This is a genomic window from Micromonospora sp. B11E3 (assembly GCF_039871625.1).
Taxonomy (GTDB): domain Bacteria; phylum Actinomycetota; class Actinomycetes; order Mycobacteriales; family Micromonosporaceae; genus Micromonospora.
In genome coordinates this window covers 1-15,752 of sequence record NZ_JBDPMC010000116.1, presented here as the reverse complement: position 1 = coordinate 15,752, position 15,752 = coordinate 1, and the positions used below count along the sequence as shown (strand labels likewise).

Genomic DNA, 15,752 nt, shown 5'->3' with positions numbered 1-15,752 from the left:
CGCGGCCGGGCTTGGTCGTGTACGGACGTGGAGCCCGGCACCTGTGGGCTGCGAAGCGTCAACCACCCGGCGTGCCGCATGAGCGCCGCCAGGAATCTGCCCTCTTCAGGGGGCAGAGGAAGTCAAACGACGGATGTGTTCCTGCACACCTGGGACCTGGCCCGGGCGACCGGCCAGGACGAGCGCCTCGACCGCGACAGGTGCGCGCAGCTGCTCGAAGGGATGCTGCCGCTCGACGACGTGCTGCGCCAGAGCGGCCACTACGGGCCCCGGGTCGCCGTGCCGGAAGACGCGGACGCCCAGACCCGGCTGCTGGCCTTCATCGGGCGCCGGCCCTGACGGTGGTCACCATCGGGCGCCCGGGTCCGGTCGTCACCGCCGGCTTCGGCGCTAGCCCCAATCGGAGGGTCCGGGCTGGCTGTTGCGTCGCGGGGCGGCGCGGAGGTGGGCGCGTTCGCCCTGCCTGCCGAACAGGCTGAGGAACTCGACCGCTTCGGTGCCGGCGGCGCCGAACCAGTGCGGTACGCGGGTGTCGAACTCGGCGGCCTCGCCGGGCGAGAGCACCAGATCGTGCTCGCCGAGGACGAGCCGCAGCCGGCCGTTGAGGACGTACAGCCACTCGTACCCCTCGTGGGTCCGGGGGTCGGGCTCGGTCCGTCGGCTACCGGCCTGGATCACGAGCTTGTACGCCTGGATGCCGCCGGCCCGACGCGTCAGGGGCAGCATGGTCATGCCGTGGCGGGTGATCGGGCGCAGGTGGATGCGCGGGTCGCCGGTGGGTGGGGCGCCGACGAGCTCGTCGAGCGTGACGCCGTGGGCTCGGGCCAGGGGAAGCAGCAGTTCGAGCGTCGGGCGGCGGGCGCCGGACTCCAGCCGGGACAGGGTGCTCACCGAGATGCCGGTCGCCTCCGACAGGTCGGCCAGCGTGGTGTCGCGCTGGCGGCGCAGGGCGCGTAGCCGCGGCCCCACCGCGCCGAGGGTCTGGTCGAGGTCCTGGTCCATGGCCCTCAGTTTGCCAGAACGGCAACAAGGCTTGCAGCCCTCGTCCGCAGCTCCGCATGGTTGTCGTGGAGGTGGTCACGGTGACCGATCAGCTGAGGGACGGCTACGACGTGGTGGTGGTCGGCGGTGGCGCCGCGGGGTTGAGCGGGGCGTTGACGCTGGCCCGGGCACGGCGGTCCGTGGTGGTGATCGACGGGGGCGCTCCGCGCAATGCCCCCGCTACCGGGGTGCACGGGCTGCTGGCCCGCGAGGGGATCCGGCCGGCGGAACTGCTGGAGCGCGGCCGGGCGGAGGTCCGCGGCTACGGCGGCCACGTGGTGCCCGGCGAGGTCGACGGCGCGCGCCGCCAGGACGACGGGTTCGCGGTGGGGCTGGCCGACGGCCGGACGGTCCGTGCGCGCCGGCTGCTGGTGGCCACCGGGCTGGTGGACGCGCTGCCGGACATTCCGGGAGTGCGCGAACGCTGGGGCCGGGATGTGCTGCACTGCCCGTACTGTCACGGCTGGGAGGTCCGCGACCGGGCCATCGGCGTGCTGGCCAGTGGGCCCCTGGCGGTGCACCAGGCGCTGCTGTTCCGGCAGTGGAGCCCCGACGTCACGCTCTTCGCCCACACCATGGCGCGGCCCGGCGGAGAGGAGGCGGAGCAGTTGGCCGCCCGCGGCGTCACCGTCGTGGCCGGGGAGGTGGCGTCCCTGGAGGTCGCCGAGGACCGGCTCGTCGGCGTACGGCTGCGCGACGGCACGGTCGTCAGCCGCGAGGCGGTGGCGGTCTCGACTCGGATGGTGGCGCGGGCCGGCTTCCTGGCGGCGCTCGGACTGCGGCCGGTGGAACATCCGCTCGGCGTGGGGGAGCACGTCCCGGCGGACCCGACCGGCCGTACGGAGGTGCCCGGGGTGTGGGTCGCGGGCAACGTCGCGGACCTGGCCGCCCAGGTCGGTGCGGCAGCGGCCGGCGGCGCCGTCGCGGCAGCGGCGATCAACGCCGACCTGATCGCCGAGGAGACCCGCCAGGCGGTCGCCGCCCAACGGGGGTCGTTCTCCGGGTGGTCGGAGGCGCGCGTCAGCGAACTGGTGACGGGCGACCGGCGCCACGGCCTGTGAGACCCGGGGCGGGAGTCGCCGCGGGTGCGTGACGCCTGCGGGCGCCGCGCCGGCCGGGGTGATCGGCAAGCATAGGGAAACGCCCGATTCCCGGTCGACCGCCGCGACCTAGCCTCGGGTCATGACCACACACCTGTTCGCACTGGAGCGGTACGACTGCTCGCCCGACGCGGACGGGTCGAGGCCGGCGTTCGGCACCCCGGACTGCCGGCTGGTCGCCGTCGTCCAGCTACCCACCGACGACGTGGTGATCGCGCTGGTCGAGGGCCCCGACGCCGACGTGGTGGCCGCCGCCGCCGAGGCCGCGGCCTGGCGGGTCGACCGCCTCATTCCGGCCCGGTGGATCCACCCACCCCGGACCGGGCCCCACGAACTCGAAGCTCCCGCGACGCCCGAGCGCCGGCAGCCGACCCCACGACAGGACCCCCATGATGACGTACCTCGGAACGGGCCGGCGTCGCGGCGGCCGCGCTCTCGCCACCCTCGCCGCCGTGGCGGCCGCGACCGCGCTCGCCGGCTGCGGAGCGATCGGCCTCGGCGGGGGCGGGGACACCCCGGCGGCCGGCGGCGGCCAGGGCGTGACGGCCACCTCCGCGCCGACCGACGACCCGCTGCCCACGGAGCCGGCGGAGGAGGAACCGTCGACCCCCGCGACGCCGGACGCGTGCGCGCTGGTGTCCAAGCAGGAGGCGGAGAAGCTGGCCGGCACCAGGCTGGAGGACCCGGTGGCGGTCCGGGAGAGCTGCACCTACACCGGGCCGGTCACCGGCCCGACCGCGCAGGTGGAGGTGTTCGTCGGCGACGGTGCGAAGAAGATCTACGACATCGACCGTGATCTCGGGCACGAGTTCACCCCGATCGCCGGGGCCGGCGACGAGGCGTACGCCGAGGACGGCGCGGTCTTCGTCAACAAGGGCGGGGTGTGGGTGTCCATCCGGCTGGTCCGTACGGACGACCCGGCCACGTACCGCAAGCGCCTCGCGGATCTGGCCCGTACGGTGGCCGGCCGGCTCTGAGTTCCCTGGCCTCCGACCGGGGGCGGACGGCGGCTCGGCCGGCAGGCCGGCGCCGACCGGCGTCGCCGGCCGCGCGCAGGCCGTCGCCCGGGCCCGCGACGCCGGCCTGCACCGCCCGGCGTGACCGCACGACCAGGGGATGGCCGCGCCGGGTGACGCTGGGTCGCCTCACGCGGCCCAGGCGGCGTCCCGGCTCACCCGCTGGTAGTGGCGGGCCAGTTCCGCGTCGATCCGCTCAGCCCTGGTCTCGGTCAGGGTCACGTGGGGAGCCTGCGGGGCACGGGTGATGAGCATCCGGTGTCGTAGGCCCTGCGGCGGGTGCGAGGCGAACAGCGACGTCTGCTCGCGGATGGGTCAGTCGGGCCGCCAGCCGGTAGGTGCGCCGGTCGATCCAGGACCAGCCGAATTCCGGCGCCTGCCGGGCACGGTCGTAGGCGTCGAGGTTCCACTCGCAGGCCGCGCACCAGGGCACCGCCTCGCGTACCGACACCGTCGTCTCACCACAGCGAGGGCAGGGCCCCGTTCCGGCCGCCAGCATGATCAACGTCGCCGATCCTCCCGGCATCCGGCGGCGACGGGTACCGGCCGATCGGCCGAACCCGACGCGCGCACGCCTGGCGTGCCGGCCACGGGGAACGGTATGCTGCCCGGCGATGAACACCTCTATCAGTAGATTGGGGGTCCGATCCGCGCAAGGTGAGTGCTGATGCACTCCACTGCGGACGGATGTTCCCGCCTCTCCTTCTGGCTGCGCGTGCGCGAGTTCGCCGTGCCGCCATCCATGATCAAGACTGCGACCGCCCGCCGTGCTGCGGGGGGACTGGGCGGGGGCGTGCGCCGCCGCGCGCGTCGACGTCGACGTAAGCCTGCGCTCCCTGACCCGGGCCCACGGCCGGGAACTCGCCGCCCGGGTCCGGGCCGATCTCCGGCACCTGGCGCCGGACCTGCTGCGCTGGCACATGCCGAGGATCGCCCCGGACGGCTCTTCCTGGACGAGTTGTCCACCGCGCCGCCGGCCGTCCAGGCCGCCCTGCTGCGCCTTGTGCTCGAACGGCGGGTCGGCGCCCTGCGGCTACCGGCCGGGGTCCGGATCGTGGCCGCCGCCAATCCGCGCTCCTCGGCGGCCGACGGCTGGGAGTTGAGCGCGCCGCTGGCCAACCGCTTCGTCCACCTGCAGTGGAGCCACGACCACGAGGTGGTGGTGCGGGGCCTGGGCGGGACCTGGCCCACGGCGTCGCTGCCACGGCTCGACCTGGGGCGGCTGGCCGAGGCCGTGACGTTCGCCCGCCGCGCGGTGTGCGGGCTGCTCACCGCCCGCCCCAAGCTCGTGCACCAGCTGCCGAACAACGAGGCCCGCCGGGGCGGCCCCTGGCCGTCGCCGCGTACCTGGGAGATGACGCTGCGCCTGATCGCCTTCGCCACCGCGGCCGGCGCCTCCCGGGACGTGTTGTCGATGCTGGTCCGGGGCACGGTGGGTGACGGCCCGGGCCTGGAACTGCTGGCCGGCCTGGACCGGATGGACCTTCCGGACCCGGAGGTGCTGCTGGCCGACCCGGCGGCGGCCGACCTGCCGGAGCGGGGCGACCTGCGCCAGGCGGTGCTCGACGGCGTGGTGGAGGCGGTCCGGCAACGCCCGGAGAAGGCGCGCTGGGACGCTGCGCGAGTGGGTGGTGTTCCGCCGTAGCGGCCGGATGGGTCACCGGCTACAGTGGGGCCGCCGTGGTGTACGGGAAGCCGGTGCGATGCCGGCGCGGCCCTCGCCACTGTGATCGGGAAGTCCGCGGCCCTCGTCCTTTCGAGGTCACTGGGCGCCACGCGCCTGGGAAGGCCGGCCACGGACGCACCTCCCGTCAGCCAGGAGACCGGCCACGGCACTGCGTTGCCCCGTCCACGAGGTGCTGGAAGGCGGTCCCGATGCGCGTACGCGCCGTGCGGTCCACCCTGTCCCGGCGCGTTGCCGCGCCACTGTCCATCGTGCTCGTCCTGCTCGGCGGCTGCGCCGCGGACGACGAACCCACCGCCGCCGCGTCGGCGTCCCCGGTGACGCTGACCAACTGCGGCTCGCCGGTCACCGTCGCCGCGCCCCCGCAGCGGGCGGTGAGCCTGAACCAGCCCGCCACCGAGATCCTGCTGGCACTCGGCCTGGCCGACCGGATGGCTGGCACCGCGTACCTCGACGACGCGATCCTGCCCGAGCACGCCGCCGCGTACGCGTCGGTGCCGGTGCTGTCGGAGAGGTACCCGTCGCGGGAGGCCCTGCTCGACGCGGAACCGGACTTCGTCTACGCCTCGTTCCAGAGCGCCTTCGGCGACGAGGGCGTCGGCGACCGCGCCGAACTCGCGCGGCTCGGCGTCGGCACGTACGTCTCACCGGCCGGTTGCGCGAAGCAGCACCGGCCGGCGACGTCGACCGTCGACGACGTGTTCGCCGAGATCCGGGACGTCGCCGCCGTCTTCGGGGTGCCGGAACGGGCGGAGAAGCTCATCGCCGACCAGCGGGCCCACATCGCCGCAGCCGCCGCCCGGCTCGGCGGCGCGCGGGAGGTGTCGGTGCTCTGGTGGGACGCCGGCACCGACGCGCCGAGCGTGGGCGCCTGCTGCGGCAGCCCCAACATGATCATGTCGGCGGTGGGGGTCCGCAACGCCTTCGGCGACCTCTCCGGCAGTTGGGCCGACACCAGTTGGGAGACCGCCATCGAGCGTGACCCCGACGTGATCGTGCTCGTCGACGCCACCTGGGACCCGGCCGCCGCGAAGAAGGCCTTCCTGGCCCGACACCCCACACTGAAGAACCTGCCCGCGGTCGCCGGGCAGCGGTTCGTCGTCATCCCGTTCTCGTCCACCTCGGCCGGAGTGCGGGTGGTGCGGGGTGTGGAGGCGCTGGCCGAGGGGGTAGCGGCGCTACCCGGAGCGGGCAGCTGAGCGCCGTGGTGGCCCGTACGGCCGCACCCGGCCACACCGTCGAGGCCACGGGCGTTGCCGCGGCCGCCCGGTCTCGCCGGTTCGACACGGGGCTGCTGGTCACGCTGCTCGCGGCCCTGATCGTGTCGATCGGTGTCACCGTCACGCTCGGCCCGGCGGACATCTCGGTGACGACGGTGTGGGCGGTGCTGGCCGACCGCCTCGGTCTCGCCGACGCCGACGTGCCGCTGCTACGCGAGCACATCGTCTGGCAGCTGCGCCTGCCGCGGGTGCTCGGCGCGGCCGTACTCGGGGGAGGGCTGGCCGCGGTCGGCGCGGTGATGCAGACCGTCACCCGCAATCCCCTCGCCGACCCGTACCTGCTCGGGGTCTCCTCCGGGGCGTCGCTCGGCGCGGTCGCGGTCCTCGTCGTCGGCCTCGGGGGTGGGGTCGCCGCCCTCACCGGAGGCGCGTTCGCCGGCGCGCTCGCGGCGTTCGCCGTCGTGGTCGCGGTCTCCGGCCGGCGAGCCGCGCTCGCGCCGACCAGGGTGGTGCTGGCCGGGGTCGCCGTCGCGCAGCTCTGCGCGGCGGCCACCTCGTTCGTCATCGTCTGGGTCGCCGACCCGCACGCCACCCAGAGCATCACCTTCTGGCTCTCCGGCTCGCTGGCCCGCGTCGACTGGACCGCCCTGGCCTGGGCCGCACCCGTCCTGGCCGCCGTGCTCATCCTGCTGGCGGCCCACGCCCGCGCCCTCAACGCCTTCGCCTTCGGCGAGGACGCCGCGGCGAGCCTCGGCGTCCCGGTCACCCGGGCGCGGTGGCTGCTGCTGGTCGCCACCGCGCTGCTCACCGCGGCGCTGGTCGCCATCAGCGGTGCGGTCGGCTTCGTCGGGCTGATCCTGCCGCACGCCGCCCGGTTCCTCACCGGAGCCGACCATCGCCGGCTGCTGCCCGTCGTTGTCCTCGGCGGCGCGATCTTCCTCGTCTGGGTGGACACGGCCGCGCGGACCCTGTTCGCGCCCCGGGAACTGCCGGTCGGCGTGCTGACCGCGCTGCTCGGCGTGCCCGCCTTCGTCGTGCTGCTCAACCGCCAGCGGGTGGGCGGCTGATGCTCACCGTCACCGGCGTCTCCCTGTCGGTCGCGGCCCGACGGATCCTCGACGACGTCACCTGCGCCGTGCCGGCCGGCAGCCTCGTCGGGCTGCTCGGCCCCAACGGCTGCGGCAAGACCACCCTGCTACGCGTCGTCGCCCGCCTCGCCGCACCCGACGCCGGGCAGGTGATCGTGGACGGCGACGACGTCGCCACCCTGCCCCGAGCCACCCTCGCCCGCCGCGCCGCACTGCTCGCCCAGCACGCCGACACCGACCTCGATCTCACCGTCACCGAGGTGGTGCTGCTCGGGCGTATCCCGCACCGCCGCTCGCGGTGGTCGGACAGCGCAGCCGACCGTGCCGTCGCCGCCGACGCGCTGGCCCGGGTCGACCTCCACGGCTACGCCGACCGCCGCTGGCACACCCTCTCCGGCGGCGAACGGCAGCGGGTGCAGTTGGCCCGCGCGCTGGCCCAGCAACCGCGCCTGCTGCTGCTCGACGAGCCCACCAACCACCTCGACATCCGCCATCAGCTGCACCTGCTGCACCTGGTCCGCCGCGCCGGAATCACCACCCTCGCCGCGCTGCACGACATCAACCTCGCCGCCATGTTCTGCGACACGGTGGTCGTCCTCGCCGCGGGGCGGGTCGTCGCCGCCGGCGCCCCCGCCGACGTCCTCACCCCCGAACTGTTGGCCGACGTCTACGGCGTGCACGCCGACGTCGCGACACACCCGGTCACCGGGCGGCCCACCGTCACCTACCACCCGCCCGCGTCGTGACCCGGCACGTGCTGCTGGTGGCGCGTGCCGTCACCCACACCGCGGGCCACGACGCCGTGCACCGCCTCGCCGCCGACGTCGCCGCGGCAGTCGACGCACGCGTGTCGGCGTGCTTCCTCGACGGCGCCGCGCCGGCGCTGCACGACGCGCTCGACGCCGCCGTCGCGGACGGAGCCGGCGAGGTGCTGCTGGTCCCGACGCATTTGCCGCCCGACCGCTACCTCGACACCTGGATCCGCCGCGCCCACCACCACTGGTCCGCCCGGTACGACCGCCCGCCGCCGGTGTCGGTCACCGCGCCCCTGGCCGCGCAGCCCGCGCTGCGCACCGCGATCGCCGAGGCCATCGCCGGCCCGCGCCAGCGGCTGCCCGCCACGGCCGGCCCGTTCCGCAGCGCCGCCTGGTCGACCGTCCCCCGGCACCGCTGCCACGTCCTGATCTGCCGCGGACCCCGCTGCACCGCCTACGGGGCGAACGAGGTCGCCGAGGCCCTCACGCACCAACTCGCCCGTCGCGGCCTGGGCGACGACGACGTACTGGTCACCGCCACCGGTTGCCTGTTCCCCTGCAACCTCGGCCCCCTCGTCGTCGTGCACCCGGACGACACCTGGTACACCCACGTCGACGCGGAGCTCGCCATCCGTATCGCCGACGAGCACCTACGACAGGGGCGGCCTGTCAACGGCCAACGACCGAGGAGCAGCGCATGACGGAGGCGGACGGCTGCCTGGTGACCGTGTGCCGGGACTGCTGCTGCGGCAGCGCCCGCAAGCATCCGGAGGTGGGTCACGACGCTCAGCTGCGGCACCTGCGCGACATGCTGCCGGCCCCGCACCGCGTCCGGGTCAGCACCTGCCTCGATCTGTGTGCGCAGTCCAACGTACTCGTCGTTCACCCCAGCCGGGCGGCGCGCCGCGCCGGGGCGCGGCCGGTCTGGTTCGGTCTGGTCCTCGATGACGCGATCATCGAGGACATCGTCGAGTGGGTCAGCGCCGGCGGGCCCGGCGTCGCACCGTTGCCCGCCGTGCTGGAGTTGTCCGTGGTCAGTCCGGGAATCCACGCGCCGGTCGACGGTGCGCGGTATCAGAACGGATAGGCGTAGACGGCCTTCGACGCAGGAGCCGGCTGGGTTACCGCGCGGTGGGCACCCGTCCCGCCCCGTCCACGAACGGCACGTCGGCGATGCGGGCCCAGGCGGTCGTCTGCCCGCCCCGGCTGGGCGGGGCAGACGGCCAGGCACGTCGGCTCAGAGCGTCGGGGCGGGCACGGGCGTCCACTGGCGGCACACGTCGCCGGCGCACGTACGCAGGGTCGCGAGCCGGCTGGCCAGCGCCTGCCGCGGGCGAACGAGCCGGTGTCGTTGGCGATCGGCAGCAGCGAGCGGCCGCCTGTGGAGGCGCCGACCGTGGAGACCTGCGACGGCGGGGACGTCGCGGCGCGGCGGGTCGCGTCCCGGAGAAAAGTGGCCGACGAGTGGGCGCGACTGTCGCAGAAACCGGTTACATTGCTCGGATCGGTGCCAGACGACACCACCTGGAGGTGCCCCGGTGACCAACGGCAGCGAGTCGCGGCCGGCCGATGCCAGATCAGACTGGGAGGCGCGCATCGCGCTGCGCAGCGACGAGGCGGGCACGACACCGGCCGATGCCAGATCAGACTGGGAGGCGCGCATCGCGCTGCGCAGCGACGAGGCGGGCACGACAGCGGTCACCCCGGTCCTCGACCCGCCCGCCGGCCTGGAGGCGCTCGCCGGCGTCGGCCACGTACGACTGTCCTGGTCGCCCGTGCCCGACGCCGTCGGCTACCTGGTGCACCGCGCTCCGCTGCGCGACGGCGTCCCCCACGGCGAGTTCGCGCCGGTCGACCACCTCGGCGGTGACGTGCTGTCGGTGCCCGACACCTGGTACGTCGACACCACCGGCGAGCCGGGTCGGCCGTACGCGTACGCGGTCGCCTCGGTCGGCGAGGTCACCGTGACGGGGCCGCTCGGCGCGCCGGTGACCTGCACGGCGCTGCCCGCCAGCGGCACCGCGCCGACCGTCGTGCTGCACGTCGACGCCGCCGCCGAGGGGGGCCCGCTGCACCGTCCGTGGCAGCCGATGATCGGCAGCGAACGGCTGTCCCAGCTGCTGTGCACCGACACCTCGGGCGGGCGGGAGATCGGCGTCGAGCTGCTGGCCGCGCTGCGCCGGATCCACGACGAGATCGGCGTGCGGACCGTGCGGGCGCACTCGATCCTGCACGACGACCTGGCCGTCTACCGCGAGGTGGACGGCGAGCCGGTCATCGACTTCACCGGCGTCGACCGGGTGTACGACCTGCTGCTCTCCACCGGGCTGCGGCCGGTCGTGGAGATCGGCTTCATGCCCCGCGACCTGGCCCGCGACCCGGAGCGCACGGTCTTCGAATACCGCGGTGTCATCTCCCCGCCGAAGGACTGGGAGCGCTGGGCGGAGCTGGTCCGGGCCCTCGTCGCGCACCTGCTGGAGCGCTACGGCGAGGAGGTGCTCTCCTGGGACTTCGAGGTGTGGAACGAGGCCAACCTGGAGGTGTTCTGGTCGGGCACCCGCGAGGAGTGGATGCGGCTGTACGACGTCACCGCCGCCGCGGTGAAGGCCGTCGACCCCCGGATCCCGGTCGGCGGCCCGTCCTCGGCCGCCGCCGGCTGGGTCGACGCGCTGCTGGCGCACGCCGCCCGCTCAGGCGCGCCGGTCGACTTCGTGTCCACCCACACGTACGGCAGCCCGCCGCTGGACCTGCGCCCCACCCTGCGCCGGCTCGGCTTCCCCGACGCCCGCCTGCTGTGGACCGAGTGGGGCGTCACCCCCACCCACTTCCACCCCGTCAACGACGGCACCTCCGCGGCGACGTTCCTGCTCAGCGGCATGCGCTCGGCCGCCGGCCGGGTCGACGCCCTGTCGTACTGGGTCGCCAGCGACCACTTCGAGGAGCTGGGCCGCCCGCCGCGGCTGCTGCACGGCGGGTTCGGCCTGATCACCGTGGGCGGCATCGCGAAGCCGCGCTACCACGCCCTGCGGATGCTCTCCCGGCTCGGTGAGACCGAGCTGCCGGTCCCGGCGTACGGCGACGGCGCCGACGGGCTGGTGCAGACCTGGGCCAGCCGGCGCGCCGACGGGAGCCTGGCCATCCTGGTCTGGGGCTCCACGCTCGACCAGTCCAAGCGCGACGGCGACCCCGCACTGGCCCGGCGGATCCGGCTGGCCGTGGAGGGCGCCGCCGGGCGGACCGTCACGCTGACCCGGCTGGACCGCGAGCACGGCGACGTCACCACCCTCGCCGGCCGGCTGGGCGTGACCGAGTGGCCGACCGAACAGCAGTGGGCCGCGCTGCGCGCCGCGGACGCCCTGGCGGTGGAGAAGGCCGAAACCACCGCCGAGGGCGGGGCGGCGGTGCTGGAGCTGCACCTGCCCCAGCCGGGCGCCGTGCTGGTCGAGGTCGCCGGAAGCTGACCGGTGGCGATCCGCGGCAGGAGGCAGGAGTACGCGCTTCAGGCGTCGGTACCTCCGGTGGTGGTGTCCGCCGGGCAGCCGCAGCTGCGGCGCACGACGAACTCGGTGGGAAGGACGACGCTGTCCGGCGCGGGGGCGTCGGGAGCCTCGACGGCCCGCAGGATCATGCGGGCCGCCTCGGCCGCCAGGTCCCGTACGGGCTGTCGGACGGTGGTGAGCGGGGGCGAGACGAGTGCGGCCATCGGCGCGTCGTCGAAGCCGGTGACGACCAGGTCCCGCGGCACGCGCAGGTCCCGGCGGAACGCCCCGACGAGCGCGCCGAGGGCGATCTCGTCGTTGGCGCAGACGATGGCGTCCGGGGCGGCCGCGCCGTCCAGCAACCGGTCGGCGGCGAGCACGCCGTCGGGCTGCTGCATGGCGACCCGGACCGGGTCCGTGGGTGGGACGAGCCCGAGTTCGCGGTGGGCGGCGAGGAAGCCGGCCCACCGGTCGCTGACGTCGGGCGAGCCTTCCGGGGTGCCCGCGAAGGCCAGGTCGCGCAGGCCGTGGTCGATCAGCAGGTGCCGGGTCAGTCGGGTGGTCGCGGCGGCGTTGTCCACGCTGACCGAGGGCACCGTCCCCGGGCCGCGCCCGGCCAGGACGACGACCGGGGCCAGTTCGGCCAGCCGCAGCAGCGTGGTGTCGGAGATGGTGCCGCCCATCACCGCGAGGCCGTCCACCCGGCGGGCCATCTCCAGCACCTCGGCGTCGGAGTCCTCCCGCAGGTGGGTGCAGAGGATGTGCACGCTGGCCCGGGCGGCCACGGCCTCGGACTCGAAGCCCTGGATGAGCTCGCTGAAGTAGGGGCCGGACAGGCCCGGGAAGACCAGGCCGAGCGCGCCGTGGCGGCGGGCGGCGAGGGCGCGGCCGAGGTGGTTCGGACGGTAGCCGTGCTCCTCGATCGCCTCGAGCACTCGGCGGCGCATCTCCTCCGACACCTGACCGGTGCCGTTGGAGACCCGGGAGACCGTGGCGATGGACACGCCGGCCAGCCGGGCGATCTCCCGAACCGTCACCCGAGTCTTGCCCATGATCCCCTCGATCCGTACGCGCCCGCGGCAGAAAACGGTTTCAGGCACCATAGGCAGGCCAATCGCGGAGCACAAGTAGCCGGAGCGAGAAACCCGGGACTTCGCCACGGTGACCGCCCGGCGGTCCACGGCAGGCGGTGCCCTTCCCGCCGGAGGACGACGGGAAGGACACCGCGGGTGTGGGTCGCGAACGATCAGGCGAGGTCGTACGACAGGCCGGGCCAGAACCTCGGCAGCGCGCTGAACCAGGCCTTTCGCGGTGTGGTGTTGCAGCCCGCCGTGCTGCGGCTGTGCAGGCCGAACGCGTACCGGCGGCCCGACGACGGGAGCCAGTAGACTCCGCCGCCGCTGTCACCGGGGCACGGGTCGTACCCCTCGTACCGGACCAGGCCGCGCACGGCCGCGTCGCTGGTCTTGGTGACCACGCCGCACGGGTTGCCCGACGTGGCGGGCGCCGCGTAGCGGGCCGAGATGCAGACGACGTCGCCGACCCAGATGAAGGACATCGTGTGCGCCCGTCCCTTCACCGGAACCCAGGTCGAGCCGGAGATGGCGATCCGGCCGAGGGTGTCCGCCGCGTACCCGGCGTTGGTGACCTGGATGGCCGCGGCGTCGACCGGACCGGAGTTGAGCGCGTTGACCGGGCTCAGCGGGCCGATGAACGTGCCGGCGGTGGACCAGTTGCTCACCGTGCCGCTGCCGCAGTGGCCGGCGGTCAGCGCCCAGCGCACGCCGCTGCTGCGGGCCGTGAAGCCCAGCGAGCAGCCGCCGCCGGAACGGGTGATCACCAGCCCGGCGCGCAGGCTGTCGTTGCAGTTGGCCCGCGTGGTGCAGACGTCGTCCTCGATCTCCTCGGTGGTTGCCGGAACGATGGTGGCCCAGTCCGGTACGGCGTCCTTCGGGAGGCTGGCCTCCTCCTCCGCCGTCAGGGCGACGGTCACCTTGTTGGTGCTCACCTCGACGCCGACCCGGCCCCTGGCCAGCTTGCCGAGTTCGTCGGTGCCGGCGCGTACCGTGTCGGCCAGCCGTTCCAACTCGTCGTAGTTGTACCTGACCACGTGGGCGTTGACGACGAGGCCGAGTGACTTGCCGGCCTCCGCGGCCCGGTCGGCGGTCTCCTGGGTGGTCAGTGCCACGTGGGTGATTCCGGAGAGCGCGTCGAAGTAGCCGCCGCCGTACGTCTGGGGGTCCTTCGCCAACTGCTCGTGCAGTTGCTTGCGGGTCTCCTGCTGCGTGGCCGCGAGCTTCGCGGCGTCGTAGGAGATCTGCGGGTACACGCTCCGGTAGGCGAGGATCGACGCCTCGGTCCCGTCCCGTCCCTCGTCGGCCGCAACCGGATCGGCCGCGTTCGCCGGCGCGGCCACCATCGAAGCGGCCACCACCGCGGCGGCGACGCCCGCCAGCAGTCGGATTCTTCTCATGGGCTCCCCTCCTGGAAAAGCTGACTACTCCTCCAGAGCGGGGTGCGGCCGGAAAAATACATCCGGGATCGGTACGGCAGCCGCCGGTCGAGATGCCGCCGGTCAGGCGGCCGGCGGTGCGGGGATCGTCGGCGTGCCGGCCGGTGGCCCGGGCCTCTGGTCCGCGAGCACCTGGTCGATCGTGCGACGGCCGATCCGGCCCACGAGGGAGTCGGGCCGGGTGTTCGCCACGCACATCAGCCCGAAGTCGAGCGCCCGGCCCCGCGCGCGAGCCCACGTCGCCTCGTCGACCCGCAGTGCGCTCCGGAAGCGGTCCCGGGTGCGCGCGGAGAGAACCGTCCACGCCGCGAGCACGTCGACGGCGGGATCACCGACGCCGGCGAGGCCGAAGTCGATGACGGCGGTCAGCCGCCCGTCGACGATCAGAAGGTTGGCCGGATGCAGGTCCCCGTGGGTCCACACCGACGGAGCCGCCGACGAGCAGGCAGCCAGCGCCGACTCCCATACCGCCGATGTCGCCTCGGGATCCCAGCGGCCACGATCGGCCGCGATCGCCGCGCGAACCTCGGAGTCTCGTCGAACCAGCGGGACACCGCGAAGCTCGCTGGCCGGCCCGCCGGCCGGGTCGACCGCGTGGAGCGCGGTGATGAACCGCGCGAGTTCGTCCGCCACCTGGACCTCGTCGAGCCCGGGCTCGAGCGCCGAAACGTCGCCGGGCAGCCACGGCGTCACCGTCCAGCACCACGGATAGCCGTCGGACGGCGCACCCCGCCCGAGCGGCACGGGTGCCGGCAGCGGCAGGTGCGGTGCCAACACCGGCAGCCGCCGGCCGGATTCGGTGGAGCCATTCGTACCTCTCTTCGTTGACGCCGGCCGGTGTGACGGCCGTTGTCCCTCCCCGCCGGGCCGGTCCCGCCACCGGATCGGATCGGTGGTGGTCGGCGTCAATGGGATTTATTCTGATCGATGTCCATGGAGGGTGGCCGGCACCGGGTGGCGGGAAACAGTGCGTCGGCGCGCGGTGCTGGTGACAGCGGGAACGATCCGATGCCATGCGGTGCCGGGGACGGCGGAGCGGACCCGACGAGGGCTGTCCGCATCGGACACGGTGTCCGCGAGGGGAGACGCGTGATGCGCAGACTGACCGGGCTTGGGGAGTGCGAACGGCCCGACGCTCGGCGCGGGCAGCCCGCGGGGGCGATCGTGACGGCCGACCAGGTCACGGGGACCGTGGAGGAGCCGGTACAGCCGGCCGACGACACCGGCCGACCCCGATCGTGGCGGCGGCTCACCTGGCTGGTGCTGGGCGCGTCCGGGGCGTGGCTGGCGTTCGTGGCGGCGCACCTGCTCCTGTCCGGCCGGATCTGGTGGTGGAACCTGCCGGACCTGGCGCCCCCGCTGGTGTTCCTCGCGGTCCCGGTCCTGCTGCTCGCCGCGCTGCCCCTGGCCCGCTTTGCCAGGTGGGCCGTGGCGGCGTCGGCTGTGGCGGCGCTCGCGCTCGGCTGGCCCGTCGCGGGCGTGAACGCCGCCGCGCTGTGGCACCGGCCCCCGCCGGCCCCACCCGACGCGATCACCGTATTCTCCTGGAACACCTGGTACTGGGACCAGTTGCTGCGGACCGGCCCCCGGGGCGAGCCCATCCGCGACCCGGAGCGGTTCTACCGGTACCTGCGCGCCCAGGCCGCCGACGTCTACCGATTTGAGGCGAGAGGGCTGCCGTCTTCAGGCGGCAGGTGAATCGCTGCCCTGATGCTGCTCTGTTAGTTACGTGCCGTGCGTATACTAGGTTCGTGGCCGAATATCAGACGAACCGTGGGGCGGCGTACAGCCTCGGATACCACGTGGTGTGGTGCCCGAAGTACCGCCGCCCCGTGCTCGTCGGCCCAGTCGCCGAAC

The 15,752-nt window shown here is 74.3% G+C and carries 15 protein-coding genes, 3 pseudogenes and 1 riboswitch; of the genes and pseudogenes, 13 read left to right on the top strand and 5 right to left on the bottom strand.

Translation table 11 applies throughout. The features are described from left to right. A pseudogene (locus ABGB16_RS31355) lies at positions 1 to 339 on the top strand (hypothetical protein); the annotation flags it as partial. A 51-nt stretch (positions 340 to 390) separates the two neighbouring features. On the opposite strand, the gene ABGB16_RS31350 reads toward ABGB16_RS31355, so the two are convergent. Then, on the bottom strand, positions 391 to 1,002 hold the full coding sequence (locus ABGB16_RS31350; protein WP_347671688.1) for an XRE family transcriptional regulator: 612 nt from the start codon (positions 1,000 to 1,002) through the stop codon (positions 391 to 393). Between the two features lie 80 nt (positions 1,003 to 1,082). Between ABGB16_RS31350 and ABGB16_RS31345 the strand changes: the two genes are divergently transcribed. After that, positions 1,083 to 2,102 (top strand): NAD(P)/FAD-dependent oxidoreductase, encoded by a 1,020-nt coding sequence (locus ABGB16_RS31345; protein WP_347671687.1) that lies wholly within the window; start codon positions 1,083 to 1,085, stop codon positions 2,100 to 2,102. Positions 2,103 to 2,210: 108 nt separating this feature from the next. On the opposite strand, the gene ABGB16_RS31340 is transcribed toward ABGB16_RS31345, so the two are convergent. After that, positions 2,211 to 2,432, bottom strand: a complete 222-nt coding sequence (locus tag ABGB16_RS31340; RefSeq protein ID WP_347671686.1) for a hypothetical protein — start codon at positions 2,430 to 2,432, stop codon at positions 2,211 to 2,213. Positions 2,433 to 2,530: 98 nt separating this feature from the next. Here ABGB16_RS31340 and ABGB16_RS31335 point away from each other — a divergent pair, with 98 nt between their 5' ends. The 9 genes and pseudogenes from ABGB16_RS31335 to ABGB16_RS31295 all read left to right on the top strand — a co-directional run bounded on the left by ABGB16_RS31335 (position 2,531) and on the right by ABGB16_RS31295 (position 11,365). Continuing rightward, a complete protein-coding gene (locus ABGB16_RS31335) occupies positions 2,531 to 3,118 on the top strand; it encodes a hypothetical protein (RefSeq protein ID WP_347671685.1) in 588 nt (195 codons plus the stop codon). Positions 3,119 to 3,824: 706 nt separating this feature from the next. Continuing rightward, positions 3,825 to 4,101: pseudogene (locus ABGB16_RS31330) on the top strand (hypothetical protein); the annotation flags it as partial. Then, positions 4,101 to 4,778, top strand: a pseudogene (locus ABGB16_RS31325) (AAA family ATPase); the annotation flags it as partial. The pseudogenes ABGB16_RS31330 and ABGB16_RS31325, both read left to right, overlap by 1 nt. Positions 4,779 to 4,821: 43 nt before the next feature. After that, positions 4,822 to 5,004: riboswitch (cobalamin riboswitch) on the top strand. Positions 5,005 to 5,032: 28 nt separating this feature from the next. Then, on the top strand, positions 5,033 to 6,040 hold the full coding sequence (locus tag ABGB16_RS31320) for an ABC transporter substrate-binding protein (RefSeq protein ID WP_347671684.1): 1,008 nt from the start codon (positions 5,033 to 5,035) through the stop codon (positions 6,038 to 6,040). Between the two features lie 5 nt (positions 6,041 to 6,045). Then, on the top strand, positions 6,046 to 7,128 hold the full coding sequence (locus ABGB16_RS31315; RefSeq protein WP_347671683.1) for an iron chelate uptake ABC transporter family permease subunit: 1,083 nt from the start codon (positions 6,046 to 6,048) through the stop codon (positions 7,126 to 7,128). Further along, positions 7,128 to 7,895, top strand: a complete 768-nt coding sequence (locus ABGB16_RS31310) for an ABC transporter ATP-binding protein (protein ID WP_347671682.1) — start codon at positions 7,128 to 7,130, stop codon at positions 7,893 to 7,895. The genes ABGB16_RS31315 and ABGB16_RS31310 overlap by 1 nt, the downstream gene beginning before the upstream one ends. Next, complete coding sequence (locus tag ABGB16_RS31305; RefSeq protein WP_347671681.1) at positions 7,892 to 8,605, top strand: (2Fe-2S) ferredoxin domain-containing protein; 714 nt, start codon at positions 7,892 to 7,894, stop codon at positions 8,603 to 8,605. Before ABGB16_RS31310 ends, ABGB16_RS31305 begins: the two co-directional genes overlap by 4 nt. Before the next feature lie 20 nt (positions 8,606 to 8,625). Next, positions 8,626 to 8,991, top strand: a complete 366-nt coding sequence (locus ABGB16_RS31300; protein WP_347671690.1) for a hypothetical protein — start codon at positions 8,626 to 8,628, stop codon at positions 8,989 to 8,991. A 451-nt stretch (positions 8,992 to 9,442) separates the two neighbouring features. Continuing rightward, positions 9,443 to 11,365, top strand: coding sequence for a xylan 1,4-beta-xylosidase (locus ABGB16_RS31295; RefSeq protein ID WP_347671680.1), 1,923 nt, complete (start codon positions 9,443 to 9,445; stop codon positions 11,363 to 11,365). A gap of 38 nt (positions 11,366 to 11,403) precedes the next feature. Here ABGB16_RS31295 and ABGB16_RS31290 read toward each other — a convergent pair whose 3' ends face one another. The 3 genes from ABGB16_RS31290 to ABGB16_RS31280 form a co-directional block, all read right to left on the bottom strand. Continuing rightward, positions 11,404 to 12,435, bottom strand: a complete 1,032-nt coding sequence (locus ABGB16_RS31290; protein WP_347671679.1) for a LacI family DNA-binding transcriptional regulator — start codon at positions 12,433 to 12,435, stop codon at positions 11,404 to 11,406. 194 nt (positions 12,436 to 12,629) lie between these two features. Beyond that, positions 12,630 to 13,856, bottom strand: coding sequence for a S1 family peptidase (locus ABGB16_RS31285; protein WP_347671678.1), 1,227 nt, complete (start codon positions 13,854 to 13,856; stop codon positions 12,630 to 12,632). A gap of 102 nt (positions 13,857 to 13,958) precedes the next feature. Beyond that, complete coding sequence (locus ABGB16_RS31280; RefSeq protein WP_347671677.1) at positions 13,959 to 14,672, bottom strand: phosphotransferase; 714 nt, start codon at positions 14,670 to 14,672, stop codon at positions 13,959 to 13,961. A gap of 315 nt (positions 14,673 to 14,987) precedes the next feature. Between ABGB16_RS31280 and ABGB16_RS31275 the strand changes: the two genes are divergently transcribed. Further along, positions 14,988 to 15,593, top strand: a complete 606-nt coding sequence (locus ABGB16_RS31275; protein WP_347671676.1) for a hypothetical protein — start codon at positions 14,988 to 14,990, stop codon at positions 15,591 to 15,593. Positions 15,594 to 15,646: 53 nt separating this feature from the next. Further along, positions 15,647 to 15,752 (top strand): transposase (locus ABGB16_RS31270; RefSeq protein WP_347671689.1); only part of this gene is annotated, 106 nt, incomplete at its 3' end.